The sequence below is a fragment of the Cellulomonas olei genome, from assembly GCF_039548315.1.
Taxonomy (GTDB): Bacteria; Actinomycetota; Actinomycetes; order Actinomycetales; family Cellulomonadaceae; genus Cellulomonas.
Map to the genome: position 1 here is coordinate 213,645 of NZ_JBCLVN010000004.1, position 15,750 is coordinate 229,394.

The 15,750-nt window shown below is 72.5% G+C and carries 14 protein-coding genes; all 14 read left to right on the plus strand.

Annotated features, from left to right (window positions below):
- The first annotated feature begins 114 nt into the window (after nucleotides 1–114).
- The 14 genes from AAHH18_RS02465 to aroB all read left to right on the plus strand — a co-directional run bounded on the left by AAHH18_RS02465 (nucleotide 115) and on the right by aroB (nucleotide 15,675).
- Nucleotides 115–1,788, plus strand: coding sequence for a GspE/PulE family protein (locus AAHH18_RS02465; RefSeq protein WP_343300430.1), 1,674 nt, complete (start codon nucleotides 115–117; stop codon nucleotides 1,786–1,788).
- Nucleotides 1,789–2,132: 344 nt separating this feature from the next.
- The gene (locus tag AAHH18_RS02470; RefSeq protein WP_343300431.1) at nucleotides 2,133–3,281 is read left to right on the plus strand and encodes a type IV pilus twitching motility protein PilT; all 1,149 of its coding nucleotides are present in this window, start codon (nucleotides 2,133–2,135) and stop codon (nucleotides 3,279–3,281) included.
- A complete protein-coding gene (locus AAHH18_RS02475) occupies nucleotides 3,278–4,504 on the plus strand; it encodes a type II secretion system F family protein (RefSeq protein ID WP_343300432.1) in 1,227 nt (408 codons plus the stop codon). Before AAHH18_RS02470 ends, AAHH18_RS02475 begins: the two co-directional genes overlap by 4 nt.
- Nucleotides 4,505–4,673: 169 nt before the next feature.
- A complete protein-coding gene (locus tag AAHH18_RS02480) occupies nucleotides 4,674–5,105 on the plus strand; it encodes a type II secretion system protein (protein ID WP_343300433.1) in 432 nt (143 codons plus the stop codon).
- A gap of 105 nt (nucleotides 5,106–5,210) precedes the next feature.
- Entirely contained in the window at nucleotides 5,211–7,013 is a 1,803-nt protein-coding gene (locus tag AAHH18_RS02485) for a prepilin-type N-terminal cleavage/methylation domain-containing protein (protein WP_343300434.1), read from the plus strand.
- Nucleotides 7,006–7,638, plus strand: coding sequence for a PulJ/GspJ family protein (locus AAHH18_RS02490; protein ID WP_343300435.1), 633 nt, complete (start codon nucleotides 7,006–7,008; stop codon nucleotides 7,636–7,638). Before AAHH18_RS02485 ends, AAHH18_RS02490 begins: the two co-directional genes overlap by 8 nt.
- 10 nt (nucleotides 7,639–7,648) lie before the next feature.
- Nucleotides 7,649–9,226, plus strand: a complete 1,578-nt coding sequence (locus AAHH18_RS02495) for a hypothetical protein (RefSeq protein WP_343300436.1) — start codon at nucleotides 7,649–7,651, stop codon at nucleotides 9,224–9,226.
- Complete coding sequence (locus AAHH18_RS02500) at nucleotides 9,210–10,055, plus strand: prepilin peptidase (protein WP_343300437.1); 846 nt, start codon at nucleotides 9,210–9,212, stop codon at nucleotides 10,053–10,055. Before AAHH18_RS02495 ends, AAHH18_RS02500 begins: the two co-directional genes overlap by 17 nt.
- Nucleotides 10,056–10,169: 114 nt before the next feature.
- Nucleotides 10,170–11,222, plus strand: coding sequence for a type IV pilus assembly protein PilM (gene pilM, locus AAHH18_RS02505; protein WP_343300438.1), 1,053 nt, complete (start codon nucleotides 10,170–10,172; stop codon nucleotides 11,220–11,222).
- Nucleotides 11,219–11,917 carry a fimbrial assembly protein gene (locus tag AAHH18_RS02510; RefSeq protein ID WP_343300439.1) on the plus strand — a complete coding sequence of 233 codons (699 nt, stop codon included), beginning with the start codon at nucleotides 11,219–11,221 and terminating at the stop codon, nucleotides 11,915–11,917. The genes pilM and AAHH18_RS02510 overlap by 4 nt, the downstream gene beginning before the upstream one ends.
- Nucleotide 11,918: 1 nt before the next feature.
- Nucleotides 11,919–12,716 carry a hypothetical protein gene (locus tag AAHH18_RS02515; protein WP_343300440.1) on the plus strand — a complete coding sequence of 266 codons (798 nt, stop codon included), beginning with the start codon at nucleotides 11,919–11,921 and terminating at the stop codon, nucleotides 12,714–12,716.
- Between the two features lie 72 nt (nucleotides 12,717–12,788).
- On the plus strand, nucleotides 12,789–13,979 hold the full coding sequence (aroC, locus tag AAHH18_RS02520) for a chorismate synthase (RefSeq protein ID WP_343300441.1): 1,191 nt from the start codon (nucleotides 12,789–12,791) through the stop codon (nucleotides 13,977–13,979).
- Entirely contained in the window at nucleotides 13,976–14,548 is a 573-nt protein-coding gene (locus AAHH18_RS02525) for a shikimate kinase (protein ID WP_283320276.1), read from the plus strand. The genes aroC and AAHH18_RS02525 overlap by 4 nt, the downstream gene beginning before the upstream one ends.
- Nucleotides 14,545–15,675: a 3-dehydroquinate synthase gene (aroB, locus tag AAHH18_RS02530; RefSeq protein ID WP_283320277.1), complete on the plus strand. Its 1,131-nt coding sequence runs from the start codon at nucleotides 14,545–14,547 to the stop codon at nucleotides 15,673–15,675. Before AAHH18_RS02525 ends, aroB begins: the two co-directional genes overlap by 4 nt.
- Nucleotides 15,676–15,750: the final 75 nt, after the last annotated feature.

Genomic DNA, 15,750 nt, shown 5'->3' on the forward strand with positions numbered 1-15,750 from the left:
CCCGGCGTCCCCACCGGGTGAGGCTGCCGGCGGTCCCTCATCTCGCCCCGTCCACCTGCCGATGGTCCCTTCGGGGCAGGTGCACCGGCCTGCCCCGGGACGAAGGGACACGGGGTGAAGCAGCTCGGCGAGATCCTGCTGGACGAGGGGCTGGTCACCGAGGGGCAGCTGATGGCCGCTCTGGACGAGCAGCTGGTGCGCGGGCAGTCGCTCGGCCGGACGCTGGTCGAGATCGGCGTGCTCACCGAGGGCCAGCTCGTGGCGGCGCTCGCCCGGCAGGTCGGCATGGCGTTCGTCGACCTCGACGACTACCCGGTGGACCGCGCCGCGGTGTCGATGGTGCCCGCGGCGCTGTGCCGGCGGTACACGGTGCTGCCGGTCGGGTTCCAGGACGGCGCGCTCGTGCTGGCGACCGCGGACCCCGGCAACGTCGTGGCGGTCGACGACGTGCGGACCGTGTCGGGGATGACGGTGCTGCCGATCGTCGCGACGTTCGAGAACCTCACGCGGGCGATCGACCGGTTCTGCCGCGCGGACGGCGAGATGGAGGACCTGTCCTCGGCGTTCGAGGAGGAGCAGGCGCCGCAGGACGTCGACCTGTCGAGGGTCGGCGACGTCGTCGAGGACGACGCCCCGATCGTCCGGTACGTCAACCTGCTCGTCACGCAGGCGATCTCCGACCGCGCGTCCGACATCCACATCGAGCCCACCGAGCACGATCTGCGCGTCCGGTACCGCATCGATGGCGTGCTGCACGAGATGCAGCGCTCCCCGAAGCAGATCCAGGGCGGCGTGATCTCGCGCGTGAAGATCCTCTCGGACATCGACATCGCCGAGCGGCGCAAGCCCCAGGACGGCCGCATGTCCGTCACCCACAACGGCCGCAAGATCGACCTCCGCGTCGCGACCCTCCCGACGGTGTGGGGCGAGAAGATCGTCATGCGCATCCTCGACAACTCCACGGCGTCCCTCGACCTGCGCGACCTCGCCTTCCTCGAGCACAACTACGCCACCTACCGCGAGGCGTACACCAAGCCCTACGGCATGATCCTCGTCACCGGGCCCACCGGTTCCGGCAAGTCCACGACGCTCTACGCCACCCTCAACGCCGTCTCCCGGCCCGAGATCAACGTCATCACCGTCGAGGACCCCGTCGAGTACCGCCTGGCCGGCATCAACCAGGTCCAGGTCAACCCGAAGGCCGGCCTCACGTTCGCCGGCGCGCTGCGCTCCATCCTGCGGTCCGACCCCGACGTCGTCCTGCTCGGAGAGATCCGCGACCACGAGACCGCGCAGATCGCCATCGAGGCGGCCCTCACCGGCCACCTCGTGCTGTCGACGCTGCACACCAACGACGCGCCGTCCGCGGTGACGCGGCTCGTGGAGATGGGGATCGAGCCGTTCCTCGTCGGGTCGGCGCTGGACGCCGTCGTCGCCCAGCGGCTCGCGCGGCGGCTGTGCGAGAAGTGCAAGGAGCCCTACGTCCCCACCGAGACGGAGCTGATCTCCGCGCGGTTCCCGTGGGTGCCGGGGGAGGCGCTGCCGGAGGTGTACCGACCCGTCGGCTGCGTCGCGTGCTCGCGCACGGGGTACCGGGGCCGGCTCGCGCTGCACGAGGTCATGCAGGTGACCGAGGACGTCGAGCGGCACGCCGTCGCGCGGTCGTCGTCCGCCGAGATCGCCGCTACGGCGCGGTCGCAGGGGATGATCACGCTCCGCGACGACGGCTGGCAGAAGGTCGTCAGCGGGCAGACGTCGATCGAGGAGATCCTGCGCGTCGTCGCGTGACCCGGTGACGAGCGCTCAAGAGCACGGGCCGGCAGGCCGATGAGCAGTGCGAGCGGCCGACTGCGGCTGCGGGACGGAGCAGAGACGTGAGCGAACCCTGGGTGAACGACGCCCTCTCCGGTGCCCGGCCGACGCCCGAGCCCCGTCCCGGGCCCGGTGCGCCCGTCGTCCCCGGCTCCGCCGGCGCATCCGGCGGAGCCGACCCCCGCACGGCACCGCTGCCGCCCGTCCCCGCCGTTGGCGGCCGACGTGCGGCTGCCGCGGCCCCGGCGGCAGCGCCCCCCGCGGCGCCCGCCGGCACCCCGCCCGCGCCGGTCTACCGCCCCGGCGCGGCGCGCGTCGGGATGGGAGAGGCGCTCGAGCAGGACGACGTGTCACTCGACGACGCCCTGCGGGAGATGGTCCGGCTGGGTGCGTCGGACCTCCACCTGACCACCGGGGCGGCCCCGACCGTCCGCGTCTCGGGGACTCTGGAACCGCTCCCGGGTTTCCCTACGCTGATGCCGGACCCGCTGCGTCGCGTGCTGTACCGGATCCTCACGCAGAAGCAGCGCGAGGCGTTCGAGGCGAACCTGGAGCTGGACTTCTCCTACGCCCTGCGGGGCGTGGCCCGGTTCCGCGTGAACCTCTACCAGCAGCGCGAGTCGGTGGGTGCGGCGTTCCGCGTGATCCCCTACGAGATCAAGCCGCTGGAAGAGCTCGGCGTCCCGCCGGTGGTCGCGACGTTCGCGGGGCTGCCGCGGGGCCTCGTCCTCGTCACGGGGCCGACGGGCTCCGGCAAGTCCACGACGCTGGCCTCCGTGATCGACCTGGCCAACCGGACGCGCAGCGACCACATCATGACCGTCGAGGACCCCATCGAGTTCCTCCACCGGCACAAGCGCTCGCTCGTCAACCAGCGCGAGGTCGGCGGAGACACGCACTCGTTCGCCTCCGCGCTGAAGCACGTGCTGCGCCAGGACCCGGACATCATCCTCGTGGGCGAGCTCCGTGACCTCGAGACCATCTCCGTGGCCCTGACGGCGGCCGAGACGGGTCACCTGGTGTTCGCCACGCTGCACACGCAGGACGCCGCCCAGACCATCGACCGCATCATCGACGTATTCCCGTCCCACCAGCAGGCCCAGGTGCGCACCCAGCTGGCCGGGGCGCTGCAAGGCGTGGTCTGCCAGACGCTCTGCAAGCGCGCGGACGGGCGCGGACGCGTCGTGGCCACCGAGGTGATGATCGCGACGCCGGCGGTGCGCAACCTCATCCGCGAGGGGAAGACCCACCAGATCTACTCCGCGATGCAGGCGGGGGCCCAGCAGGGGATGCACACGCTCGACCAGCACCTGGCCGAGCTCGTCCGCACCGGCCGCATCTCCTACGAGGTCGGGCTGGAGCGTGCGCACCACGTCGAGGACTTCAACCGGCTGACCGGGCGGTTCTCGGGCATGACGCAGGGGCAGGCCGGCATGGCGACGGGCGCCGCGTACGGGGAGCTGGCATGAGCGAGACGAAGACCTTCGAGTACGCCGTCAGGGACCGGTCCGGCAAGCTGACGAAGGGCCGGGTGGACGCGGCCAGCCAGGCGGCGGTCGCGCACCGGCTCCGCGAGATGGGCCTCGCGGCCGTGTCGATCTCCGAGGTCTCGACCACGGGGCTCCAGCGGGAGATCACGATCCCGGGCTTCGGCGACAGGATCGGGCTGAAGGACCTCGCCGTGGCGTCCCGCCAGCTCGCCACGATGATCGACTCCGGCCTGTCCCTGATCCGCGCGCTCGCGATCCTGACGGAGCAGACCGAGTCGAAGCCGCTGGCGAAGGTGCTCGCTCAGGTCCGCACCGACGTCGAGACGGGCCTCGCCTTCTCCGCCGCCCTGGAGCGGCACGACCGGGTGTTTCCGCCTCTCATGGTGAACATGGTCCGGGCGGGCGAGATCGGCGGCTTCCTCGACCAGGTGCTGCTCTCCGTGGCGCAGAACTTCGAGGACGAGGTGAAGCTGCGGAGCAAGATCAAGTCCGCGATGACCTACCCCGTCATCGTCTTCATCGTCGCGGTGCTCGCCATGATCGGCATGCTGCTGTTCATCGTGCCGATCTTCACCGACATGTTCGCGGACCTGGGTGGTGAGCTGCCGGCGCTGACGAAGTTCCTCGTGGTCCTGTCCAACGGGCTCAAGTGGGCCATCGGCCCGCTCGTCGTGCTCGGGATCGCCTTCACCTGGTGGTGGAACAAGCACAAGAACGACCGGGCGGTGCGGGAGCGGATCGACCCCTGGCGGCTGCGGATGCCCGTCTTCGGGCCGCTGTTCCGCAAAGTCGCGCTCGCACGTTTCTGCCGGAACTTCGGGACCATGATCCATGCCGGTGTGCCGATCCTCCAGGCGCTCGACATCGTCGGGGAGACGAGCGGCAACATCGTCGTGGAACGCGCGGCGAAGGCGGTGCAGGAGTCGGTGCGGCGTGGTGAGTCGCTGTCCCGTCCGCTGGCACAGCACCCCGTGTTCCCCCCGATGGTGGTGCAGATGATGTCCGTCGGCGAGGAGACCGGGGCGCTCGACACCATGCTGTCGAAGGTCGCGCAGTTCTACGACCAGGAGGTCGAGACGACGACCGAGCAGCTCACGAGCCTGATCGAGCCGCTCATGATCGTCGTCGTCGGGGCCATCATCGGCTTCATCGTCATCGGTCTCTACATGCCGATCTTCAGCATCTTCAATGTCGTGCAATAGCGGCAAAACGGACAGGGTGCACCCGTCGGGGTGAATCTCGATGACGCGGAGTCATCCCCTCAAGTCCGTGGGCCGGCCACCCGATGTTGGTGGTGCACCACCTGAACGGCCCGCTGATCGCGGACCGAATTTCCGTAGAAGACGGCTTTCCCTCACCCCAGGAGTCGACGTGATCGCTCGCATCCGCAAGTCCATCGAGGAGAAGGACCGGGGCTTCACCCTGGTCGAGCTCCTGGTCGTCATGATCATCATCGGGATCCTCGCGGCGATCGCGATCCCGGTGTTCCTCAACCAGCGCAAGAAGGCCGCGGAGACCGCGGCCAAGGCCGACGTCTCGACCATCGGCAAGGAGATCGCGGCGTACTACGTGGACGGCGCGAACGCGCTCGTCGTCACCACGAACACGGGCAAGTGGGAGATCCACGAGGGCAGCGCGACCGGGACGCTCGTCGCGGACGGGAAGCTCTCCGCGAACAACACCGCTGACGGCGGTGCCACGAACTCCACCACCGGCTGCGTGGACGTGACGCCGTCGACCCCGAGCGGCGCCTCCGCCTGGAAGTACGACATCACCGCCGGCCTCACCAAGGGCGCCTGCTGACGTCATGAGCCGGCGCCCCGGCGCTGGTCCGCCGAAGGGGGTGCCCGCCGACGTGGCGGGCACCCCCTTCGGGACTGCTGACGGATGACCAGACCAGGGAGGGACATGCAGACCGTGCGCGACCGCATGCGTCGCTCAGCGGGTGCGGACGACACCGGCTTCACCCTCATCGAGGTCATCGTCGCGATGGTCATCGTCGCCCTCGTGATGACCTCCCTCAGCTACGCGGTGGTCGGCAGCCTCAAGACCATCCAGCAGGCGCGCCAGCGGCAGACCGCGACCGCTCTGGCCACGCAACAGCTCGAGCGGCTGCGCGCCCTGCCGTACGACACCGTGACGCAGCCCGGAGCCGGCTCCACTGTCAAGAGCGGGCTCCTCTACACGTCGACGGCCTCGGGGGTCTCGACGTTCGCCCCCGCGAGCTCCGTGCTCGGTGCCGGCGTCTCGGAGACCCTCGTCGTCAACACCGTCTCCGGGCAGTGGACCGACACCGTGGTGGACGGCGTCACCTACCGCGTCCACACCTACGTGACGAAGGCTCCGCCGACGGCGTCGGGGTCGCAGCCGTTCAACCTCACGGTCCTCGTGCGGTGGACGAGCGCGGTGTTCCCCAGCCCCCGCACGACCGCGGAGCGCACCACGACGTTCTCGCCCGCCGGCTGCCTGTCGACGGCCACCGCGCCGTTCGCCGCGCCGTGCCAGGCGTACCTCACCGTCCGCTCGGGGGAGGCCCTCGGCGGGGTGACCGTGACCGACCCGGTGGACTCCACGCACCCGATCCAGGGCATGGCGGCCACGGCGCTGCAGCTCGACTTCGCGCGGGCGTCGTCGACGTTCCTCGTCGAGCAGACCGCCACCGGCCAGGCGGGCGCCTCGACGTCCGGCGCGTCGGTCACCGAGTCGACGACGACGAGCACCGGGGGACAGGCGGCCACCGCCGCTGTCGACTCGGACCCGTCGTCGACCCCGGACCAGACCCTGACGGCCACCACCCCGGCCCACACCGCCGGCACGCTGCAGACCAGCGGCACCGGCGGGACCCTCGCCCTGCGGCCCTCGAGCAGCGACACCGGGACGGCGCGCGCCGCGGTCGCCGCCGACACGTCCGTGTGCATCGACAGCACCGGCTCGGCCCTCACCACCGGCGCCGCCGGTGCGCGTCGGCCGTGCTCGTCCTCCTCGGTGCAGCCGGCCGGGACGTCCGCCTCCCTGACCTACACGGCGCCTGACGGCACCGCAGTCCCGCTCGCGTCCTTCGGCACCTCGGGCCAGCCGACCCGCTCGGTGGCGGCGATCCTCGGGTCGGCGAACACCGGCGCCTGCACGGGATCCGTCGTCGACTGCGGCCACGGTGCTGTCCAGCGCACCGTCGGCGCGTCGGCGATGGCGACGGCGGCGTTCACGGCGGCCCCGTCCGGGTTCTCCACGGCCAACGGGCTGTGGTCGGTCAGCGGGCTGTCGGAGACGGCCCGCGCGGAGGAAGGCGCCGGCGCGCAGGCACCCGTGTTCACCCGCGCCGGCACGCTGCGCGTGTGGAGCGGGACCGGCTACACGACGGTCAACCTCGGCTCGTACGCGGCTCCGGCCTCCGGTGGGACGCCGCAGTCGCAGACGTGGGCCATCCCCGCGACCGCGGTCGACTACGGCTCCGTCCGGATCACCTACGAGGGCTCGGTGATGGTGCAGCGTCCGAGCGTCACGCGCGCGCCGGCGACGCGGACCGGGACGCCCGCCACCGACTGCAAGACCAGCGCGTGCACCACCACCGTCGACGGCTCGGCAGTCGTCACGTCGCGCGTCGTGGCCACCGTCTCGGTCGGGGGGACGACGCTCACGAGCTTCGCGGTGGTCGCCGACCTCGGCGGCGTGACCGCGGACGCGTCGTACAAGGCGGCGGCCAATGGCTGACACCCCGCGGCGGGACGCCGGCATGACCCTGGCCGAGCTGCTCGTGTCGATGATCGTGTTCTCGATCGCGATCGCGATGATCACGGGCGCGCTGATCTCCGTGATGTCCGTGACGAAGGACGCCGAGGCGGCGTCCGACGCCGTGTTCCAGACCCGCCAGGCCCTCGCGACGATCGACCGGCAGGTCCGCTCCGGCAACGTGCTCTTCAGCCCGGCCGACGAGGTCGCGTACGTCTCGTCCTGCCAGGACCTCGGCAGCAACAGCGGCACCTGCATGCGCATCTACACGCAGTCGAACGGCGACGAGAAGTGCGTGCAGTGGCGGGTCGCGCCCGACGGCGAGGGCGCGTACGACCTCACCATGCGGTCCTGGGAGCCGACCTGGCAGACCGGGGGAACGGTGACCGCGTGGTCGGTGGTCTCGCGCGGGCTCGTGCTGGACGGCGCGCCGTTCCAGCTCGACGTGGGCGCCGGCGGCGTCTACGGGTCCCGGCTGCTGAAGGTGCACCTGGTCGCCCGCAACGCCGAGTCCGGCCACGAGGTGTCGATCGACGCGTCCGTGTCCGGGCGCAACACCACCTACGGTTACACCGGCAGCCAGTGCCTGCCGGTGCCCCCCGAGTGAGGAGCAGGACATGACGCGTGTGCTGCGCCGGATCCGCGAGGCCCGGCAGCGCCCGGACGACGGCATCGCCATCGTGGCTGCGATAGCCGTGGTGGCCCTGGTCGGCGTGCTGGTTGTCGTGACGGTCGGTATCGCGCTCACGGAGGCGCGGCAGACCGGTCGGGACCGCCAGCGCTCGGAGGCGGTCGCCGCCGCCGAGGCCCAGGTCACGACCCTGACGGCGCAGATCCAGGCGGCGGCGCCGACGGCGCTCGCCTCGCTGTGCGGCACGATCCCGACCACGAGCACGGTCGGGCGCGACACCTACACCAGCTCGACGACCGTGACCTACTACAACGCGGCCGGGACAGCCGTGCCGTGCACCGCGCTGGCCACCACGACCGTCTCGCAGGCGGCCATCAAGACCACGTCCACGTCGAGCCGCATCAGCGGGACCCAGGCCGCCCGCCGGACCGTCGAGTCGCTGGTGCGCCTCACCCCGCACTACGCGAACAACCTCGACAAGGCGATCTTCTCCGACGCCACCATGACGGTCTCGAACAAGACGGTCCTGGCGAGCAAGTCCGGCACCCCCGACGCCGACATCTACACCAACGGCGACTTCTACTGCCGGAACAACCAGGAGTACCACGGGTCCATCTACGCCCAGGGCCTCATCAAGCTCGAGGCGCAGTGCACCGTGAGCGTCGACGCGTGGGCGAAGGGCAACGTCGAGGCCACCAACCAGTCGGCCTCGATCGGCGGCCGTGCGCTGTCCTCGAACGGCAACGTGTCGCTGAACAAGACGCCCGTGGGCCAGCAGGCGCGCGCCCGCTACACCGCCAGCGGCGACGTCTGCGCCACGGCCGGCAAGTGCTTCTCGAACGTGGTCGTCGATGCGCCGCCGACCACGTCGTTCCCGCAGCTCACCTGGGACTCCGGGGCGGCCGCCGGCTGGGCGTCGCACGGGTACACCAACGTCGTGACGTTCCCGCAGGGCAACTTCCAGTGCGGCTGGTACAACCCGCCCGGCAACCAGGACCTGGTCGGGGCCGACGGGCAGACGCGCAACCTCAACGGCAAGGCCGACGGGGTCGGCGCCTGGCTGTACGCGAACGCGTTCAAGCTGCCCGGGCCGACCATCGTGGTGAACACCTGCGCCAACGACCGCGTCACCCTCCAGGGCATCGACATCGTCCCGAACAACGACATCGTCCTGATCTCGCGCGCTGGCTTCACGTTCTCCAGCAACACCACGATCACCGCCAAGGCCGGCACGGCCACCGCCGAGGACCCCGCGCTGCTCTACCTCATCCAGCCGAGCGTGTTCCAGGGCGCCACCATCGGGTGCAGCGGCGACGGGATCGCGCTCGACAACCAGGTGACGGTCGACAAGACGGTGAACACGCTGCTCTACTCGCCGTGCTCGATCCGCAAGGCCAACAAGTCGGAGATCGTGGGCCAGGTGTACTCGGGCAAGTCGGTGACGGTCGACAACCAGCTCGACATGACCTACATCCCCATGCCGGTATGGGGAGGCCTGTCGGGTTCGTCGACGGTGTCGTCCTACGGCGTGGAGGTGCAGTACACCCGTGAGACCACCCCCTGACGTCGTCGCCGTCCTCGGCGCGGACGGCGCCGCCGCTCTCCTCACCGGCACGTGCGTCGTCCTGGGCCTCCTGGTCGGGTCGTTCCTCAACGTCGTGGTGTGGCGCGTGCCCCGCGGCGCCTCGGTGGTCAGCCCCCCGAGCGCCTGCCCGGCGTGCGGGACGCGCATCCGCGCCCGCGACAACGTCCCGGTGGTGTCCTGGCTCGTGCTGCGCGGACGCTGCCGGGACTGCGCGGCGCCGATCAGCGCGCGGTACCCGCTGGTCGAGGCGGGCACGGGCGCGCTGTTCGGTCTCGCGGCGTGGTGGGTCGGGTGGGACTGGGTGCTGCCCGCCGTCCTCTACGTCGCGGGCCTGGCCGTGGCGCTGGCGCTGATCGACCTGGACGTGCGCCGGCTCCCGGACGCCCTCGTGCTGCCGTCCTACCCGGTGCTCGTCGCCCTGCTCGTGCTGGCGTCGGCGAGTCCCGGCGGCACGAGCGACTGGCCGGTGCTCGGGCGGTCCCTGCTCGGCGCCGCGGCGTTCGCGCTCGCCTACGGCCTCATCTGGGTGGTCTACCCGGGCGGGATGGGGCTCGGAGACGTCAAGCTCGCGGGGCTGCTCGGGCTGCTCCTGGGCTGGTTCGGCTGGGGCGCCGTGGTCGTCGGGTTCTTCGCGGCGTTCCTGCTCGCCGGGCTGGTCGTCCTCGGCCTGCTGGCCGCCCGCAGGATCGGCCGCCGGTCCGCCGTGGCGTTCGGGCCGTGGATGCTCGTCGGCGCCGCCGTGGGCGCCGTCGCCGGGCCGCGCGCGCTCGACGCCTACGTGGCGCTGTTCACCGGTCTCGCCGCCTGACACGCCCCCGGGGGGTGACCAGAGGCCCGGGACGCTCAAGTCGAGGGGGGTGGCACCCGATAGGCAGGTGGACAGTCCCGGCGGTCGGAAGGGTGCCTCGTGGGAAGCTCACGCGTGATCGGTCTGGACATCGGCGCCACCGCCGTCCGGGCCGCCGAGCTGGAGTTCGGCTCGGGAGGCCCGGGACGAGGTGAGGCGACCCTCGTCCGGTACGGCCAGGTGCTGCTGCCCCCGGGTTCGGTGCGGGACGGCGAGGTGGCCGAGCCGGTGACCGTGTCCGCCGCTCTGCGCCAGCTGTGGCAGACCACCAAGTTCGAGTCGCGCGACGTCGTCATCGGGGTCGGCAACCAGCGCGTCCTCGTGCGTGAGCTCGACCTCCCGTGGCTCCCGCTGCCGCAGCTCAAGGCGTCCCTGCCGTTCCAGGTCGGCGAGATGCTGCCGGTCTCGGTCGACGAGGTCCTCCTGGACTTCTACCCGGCGACCGAGTCGGAGGGGCCGCAGGGGCGCGTGGTCCACGGCATGCTCGTGGCCGCGCAGCGGGCGACCGTCAACGCCAACGTGCTGGCCGTGGAGGGCGCGGGGCTGCGTCCCCAGATGGTCGACCTCAACGCCTTCGCCCTGGTCCGGGCCCTCGCCCGGGGTGACCTCGGGCGGGCCACGGCCGCCTTCGTCGACGTCGGGGCCGCGGTGACGACGGTCGTCGTCGCCGCGGAGGGACGACCTCGGCTGGTGCGCATGCTCCCGACGGGCGGGCACGCCGTCACGTCCGCCGTCGCGGAGGCGCTCTCGATCCCGTCCGCCGAGGCCGAGGACGTGAAGCGACGCGTCGGACTGGGGCACCCCGACGTCCACGACCCGCGTGCGGTCCAGGCGGCCGAGGCTGTCGGGTCGGTGGTGCACCCGCTGCTCGAGGCGGTCCGCAACACCTTCGTGTTCTACAACGGCAAGCACCCGGGCGAGGGCATCGAGGTCGTCGTGCTGACCGGGGGCGCCTCTCACCTCCCTGGCGCAGGTCAGTTCCTGGCCAGCGCCTCCCGGCTTCCCGTCACCCTGGGGGACGCCCTCGGGGGATTGCGCAAGAGCAAGTCGGTGCGACCGGAGCAGATCGCCGGTGCCGAGCAGACGGCCGCCCTCTCGGTCGGCCTGGCCCACGGAGTCGCCGCATGAGCACCATCGCCCCCGACCGCAAGAAGGAGAAGCGGCAGGCGCCTGCCCTCGCACCGCTGCCGCAGGTCAACCTGCTCCCGCCCGAGGTGCGTGCGGCCCGAGGTCTGTCGCGGACCAAGCGCATGCTCGGGCTGCTGCTGGTGCTGGTCCTCGTGCTGCTCGCCGGCGCCTACGCGTTCGCCCTGATCGGCCGTGCTGCCGCGGACGAAGAGCTGGCCGACGCCCAGGCGCAGACGGCCCACTGGCAGGCAGAGGCCGCCAAGTACTCGGAGGTCCCGGTGGTGCTCGACGCGCTCCAGAGCCTGGACGACGCCCGGTCCGTCGCCATGTCGACCGACGTCGAGTGGCGGCCCTACCTCGACGCCATCGCCACGGTGCTCCCGGAGGGAGCGACCATCCAGACGCTGACCGTGACGATGTCCAGCCCGATGGAGGGTGCGACCGCTGTCGCTGACCCGCTCGCCGGCGTCAGCCTCGGTCAGCTCGCCTTCTCGACGTCCGTCCCCTCGGTCCCGGACACGGCGGCGTGGATCGACGCTCTGAACGGCATTCCCGGATTCGCCGACGCGTGGGTCAGCTCCGCCCAGTCCGCTGATGAGGACGGAACCGTCCGGTACACCGTCGAGTCCACGGTCAACGTCAGCATCTCCGCGCTCTCGGCGCGTTTCCTGGTGACCGACGGCGAGGAGGGCTGACATGGCGGGCACCTCGAGGGGGCCGTGGGCCGCCGGTGCGGTGGTCGTCGCGGCGGGGCTGGGCGCGGCGGCGTGGTTCGGCCTGATCTCCCCGACGCTCAGCGAGGCGGCGGACGTGCGCGACCAGGCGCAGTCCCAGCGCGACCAGAACGACCTGCTGCAGCTCAAGGTCGCCAAGCTCGAGTCGGACTTCGCCAAGCTGGACGACTACCGCGACCAGCTCGAGGCGGCACGCGCGCAGATCCCGCAGACGGCGGACCTGTCGACCTACCTGCGGCAGCTGTCCGACCGGGCCGTCACGGACGGCGTCACCATCACCGCCCTGAGCCCCGGCGTGCCTGTGGTGGTCACGCTCGCGACCCCGACGGACGGTGCCGCTGCTGCGCCCGCCGCGACCGCCGAGCCGAGCGCGGAACCGTCGGCTCCCTCCGAGGGATCGGAGGCGCCCGCTGATCCCGATGCGTCATCGACACCGGCCCCCGCCGCCCAGGACCTCGGCGGACTCGTCGCCGTCCCGGTCTCGGTCACCGTCGTGGGTGCGTACCCCGCTGCGCTCCAGTACCTCGACGATCTCCAGCACGCCACGCAGCGTCTGCTCCTGGTCTCGGGCGTGACGGCGACTGCCCTGGAGGAGTCACCGGCGACCGCGAGCCGGCCGGCGACGGCGGCGGGCGACGTGGAGCTGGTCGTGACCGGCTACACGTACGTGCTCCCAGACCCGGACCCGCTGACGCAGGCCGGCATCGTGGACGAGGGGCCGCTCCCGGCCGGTTCCGGGCGCAACCCGCTCCAGCCCTGACCTCCCCGCGCCCCGGCCCACCCCGTGGACCGGGGCGCGGTGCTGTCCGCCCGCCGTGGGAGGATCGCGACCATGCTCCGTTGGTTGACGTCCGGTGAGTCGCACGGCCCCGCCCTGGTGGGCGTCCTGGAGGGCCTCCCCGCGGGTGTCGAGGTCGAGTCGGCCCACATCCGCGACGCGCTGGCGCGGCGGCGGCTGGGGTACGGCCGCGGCGCGCGCATGAAGTTCGAGCAGGACGAGGTGCGCATCCTCGGCGGTGTCCGCCTCGGGCTGTCGCAGGGCGGCCCGGTGGCGGTCGAGATCGGCAACACCGAGTGGCCGAAGTGGGTCGACGTGATGTCGGCGGACCCGGTGGACGACCCGGAGAAGCTGAACCGCGCGCGCAACGCCCCGCTGACGCGGCCGCGGCCGGGTCACGCGGACCTGGTCGGGATGCGCAAGTACGCGTTCGACGACGCGCGTCCGGTGCTGGAGCGGGCGTCCGCGCGGGAGACGGCCACGCGCGTGGCGCTCGGGACGGTCGCGGCGCGGTTCCTGGAGCAGGCGGCGGGCGTCCGGCTGGTGTCGCACGTGGTGGGCATCGGCCCGGTGGCGGTCCCGGACGACGCGGTGCTGCCCGGCCCGGGCGACGTCGCGGCGCTCGACGCGGACCCGGTGCGGTGCTTCGACGCGGCGACGTCGGCGGCGATGGTCGCGGAGATCGACGAGTGCCACAAGGACGGCGACACCCTCGGCGGGGTCGTGGAGGTCCTGGTGTACGGGCTGCCGTCGGGCCTGGGCTCGTACGTGCACGCGGACCGGCGGCTGGACGCGCGGCTCGCGGGTGCGCTCATGGGCATCCAGGCGATCAAGGGCGTGGAGGTCGGCGACGGCTTCCGCACGGCGACGCGGCGCGGGTCGCAGGCGCACGACGAGATGGAGCGCGACGCGGACGGTGTGATCCGCCGGCGCTCGAACCGCGCGGGCGGCCTCGAGGGCGGCATGACGAACGGCGAGGTGCTGCGCGTGCGCGCGGCGATGAAGCCGATCTCGACGGTGCCGCGCGCGCTGGACACGGTCGACACCGCCAACGGCGAGCCCGCGAAGGCCCAGCACCAGCGCTCCGACGTGTGCGCGGTCCCGCCGGCGGCGGTCGTCGCGGAGGCGATGGTCGCGCTGGTGGTCGCGGACGCGCTGCTGGAGAAGACGGGCGGCGACTCGGTCGGGGAGGTGCGGCGCAACCTCGAGGCGTACGTCGCGTCCGTGCCCGACCTGCTGCGGTGACCGGTACCGGCCCGCGGGTCGTCCTCGTCGGTCCGCCCGGGGCGGGCAAGTCGACCGTCGCCGCGCTGCTCGCGTCGCGCTGGGGCGTCCCCGTGCGGGAGACCGACACGGACGTCGCCCGGGCGGCGGGGAAGCCGGTCGCGGACGTCTTCGTCGAGGACGGCGAGCCGCGGTTCCGGGAGCTCGAGCACGAGGCGACGCGGGCGGCGCTCGCCGCGGACGGCGTGGTGCTCGCGCTGGGCGGCGGCGCGGTGCTGCACCCGGCGACCGGTGAGGCGCTGCGGGCCTACCGCGCGCGCGGCGGCGTCGTGGTGCTGCTGGAGGTGTCGTTGCGGCACGCCGCGCCGCGCGTGGGGTTCAACCAGGCGCGGCCGCTGCTGCTCGGCAACCCGCGGGCGCGCTGGCAGCAGCTCCTGGAGGAGCGCCGCCCCGTGTACGAGCAGGTCGCGTCGTGGTCGGTGGCGACCGACGGGCGCACGCCGGAGCAGGTCGCGGACGAGGTCGCCGCGCGGATCGCCGAGGGCGGCGAGGGCGGGCACGGCGAGGTCGACGGAGGGACGGGCGCATGAGCGGCGGCGGGGCACGGGCGGTCGAGGTCCGCGGGGAGCGGCCGTACGAGGTGCTGATCGGCCGGCACCTGCTGGGCGAGCTCCCGCGCCTGCTGGGCGACGGCGTCCGGAAGGTCCTGGTCATCCACCCCGCGGCGCTGGCCGCGACGGCCGAGACGGTCCGCGAGGACCTGACCGCCCAGGGCTACGAGACGCTGCTGGCGGAGGTCCCGGACGCGGAGCCGGCCAAGACGGCGCAGGTGGCGGCGTTCTGCTGGCAGGTGCTGGGGCAGGCCGACTTCACGCGCAGCGACGCGGTGGTCGGACTCGGCGGGGGCGCGACGACGGACCTCGCGGGCTTCGTGGCCTCGACGTGGCTGCGGGGCGTGAAGGTCGTGCAGGTGCCAACGACGCTGCTCGCGATGGTCGACGCGGCCGTCGGCGGGAAGACGGGCATCAACACCGCCGAGGGCAAGAACCTGGTGGGCACGTTCCACCCGCCGGCCGGGGTGCTGTGCGACCTGGCGGCCCTGGAGAGCATGCCGCGGCACGACTACGTCGCGGGGCTGGGCGAGGTCGTGAAGTGCGGGTTCATCGCCGACCCGCGCATCCTCGACCTGGTCGAGGCGCACCGCGACGAGATCACCGACCCGGTGCGCGGCGCCGCGTCGCCGGTGCTGGCCGAGCTCGTCGAGCGGTCGGTGGCGGTGAAGGCCCGGGTCGTGGGGGAGGACCTCACCGAGCAGGGGCTGCGCGAGATCCTCAACTACGGCCACACGCTGGGCCACGCCATCGAGCACGTGGAGCGCTACTCGTGGCGGCACGGCGCCGCGGTGTCGGTGGGCATGGTGTACGCCGCCGAGCTCGCGCGGCTCGCGGGGCGCCTGGACGAGGCCGTCGTCGCGCGGCACCGGTCGGTGCTCGAGGGCCTCGGCCTGCCGACGTCGTACCGCGGCGACCGCTGGGACCAGCTCCACGCGGCGATGCGGCGGGACAAGAAGACCCGGGGCGACCGTCTGCGGTTCGTCGTGCTGGACGACGTGGCCCGGCCGGCGCGGCTGGAGGGCCCCGACCCGGCGCTGCTCGTGGCGGCGTACGCCGAGATCTCCGAGGGCGTCGCCGCCCCGCGCGGCCTCTCGCTGGGCTGACACCGGACAAGGCCACAGCCTTGTTCGCCCCGATACAAGGTCCAGACCTTGTATCTGATCGACACAAGGTCGTAG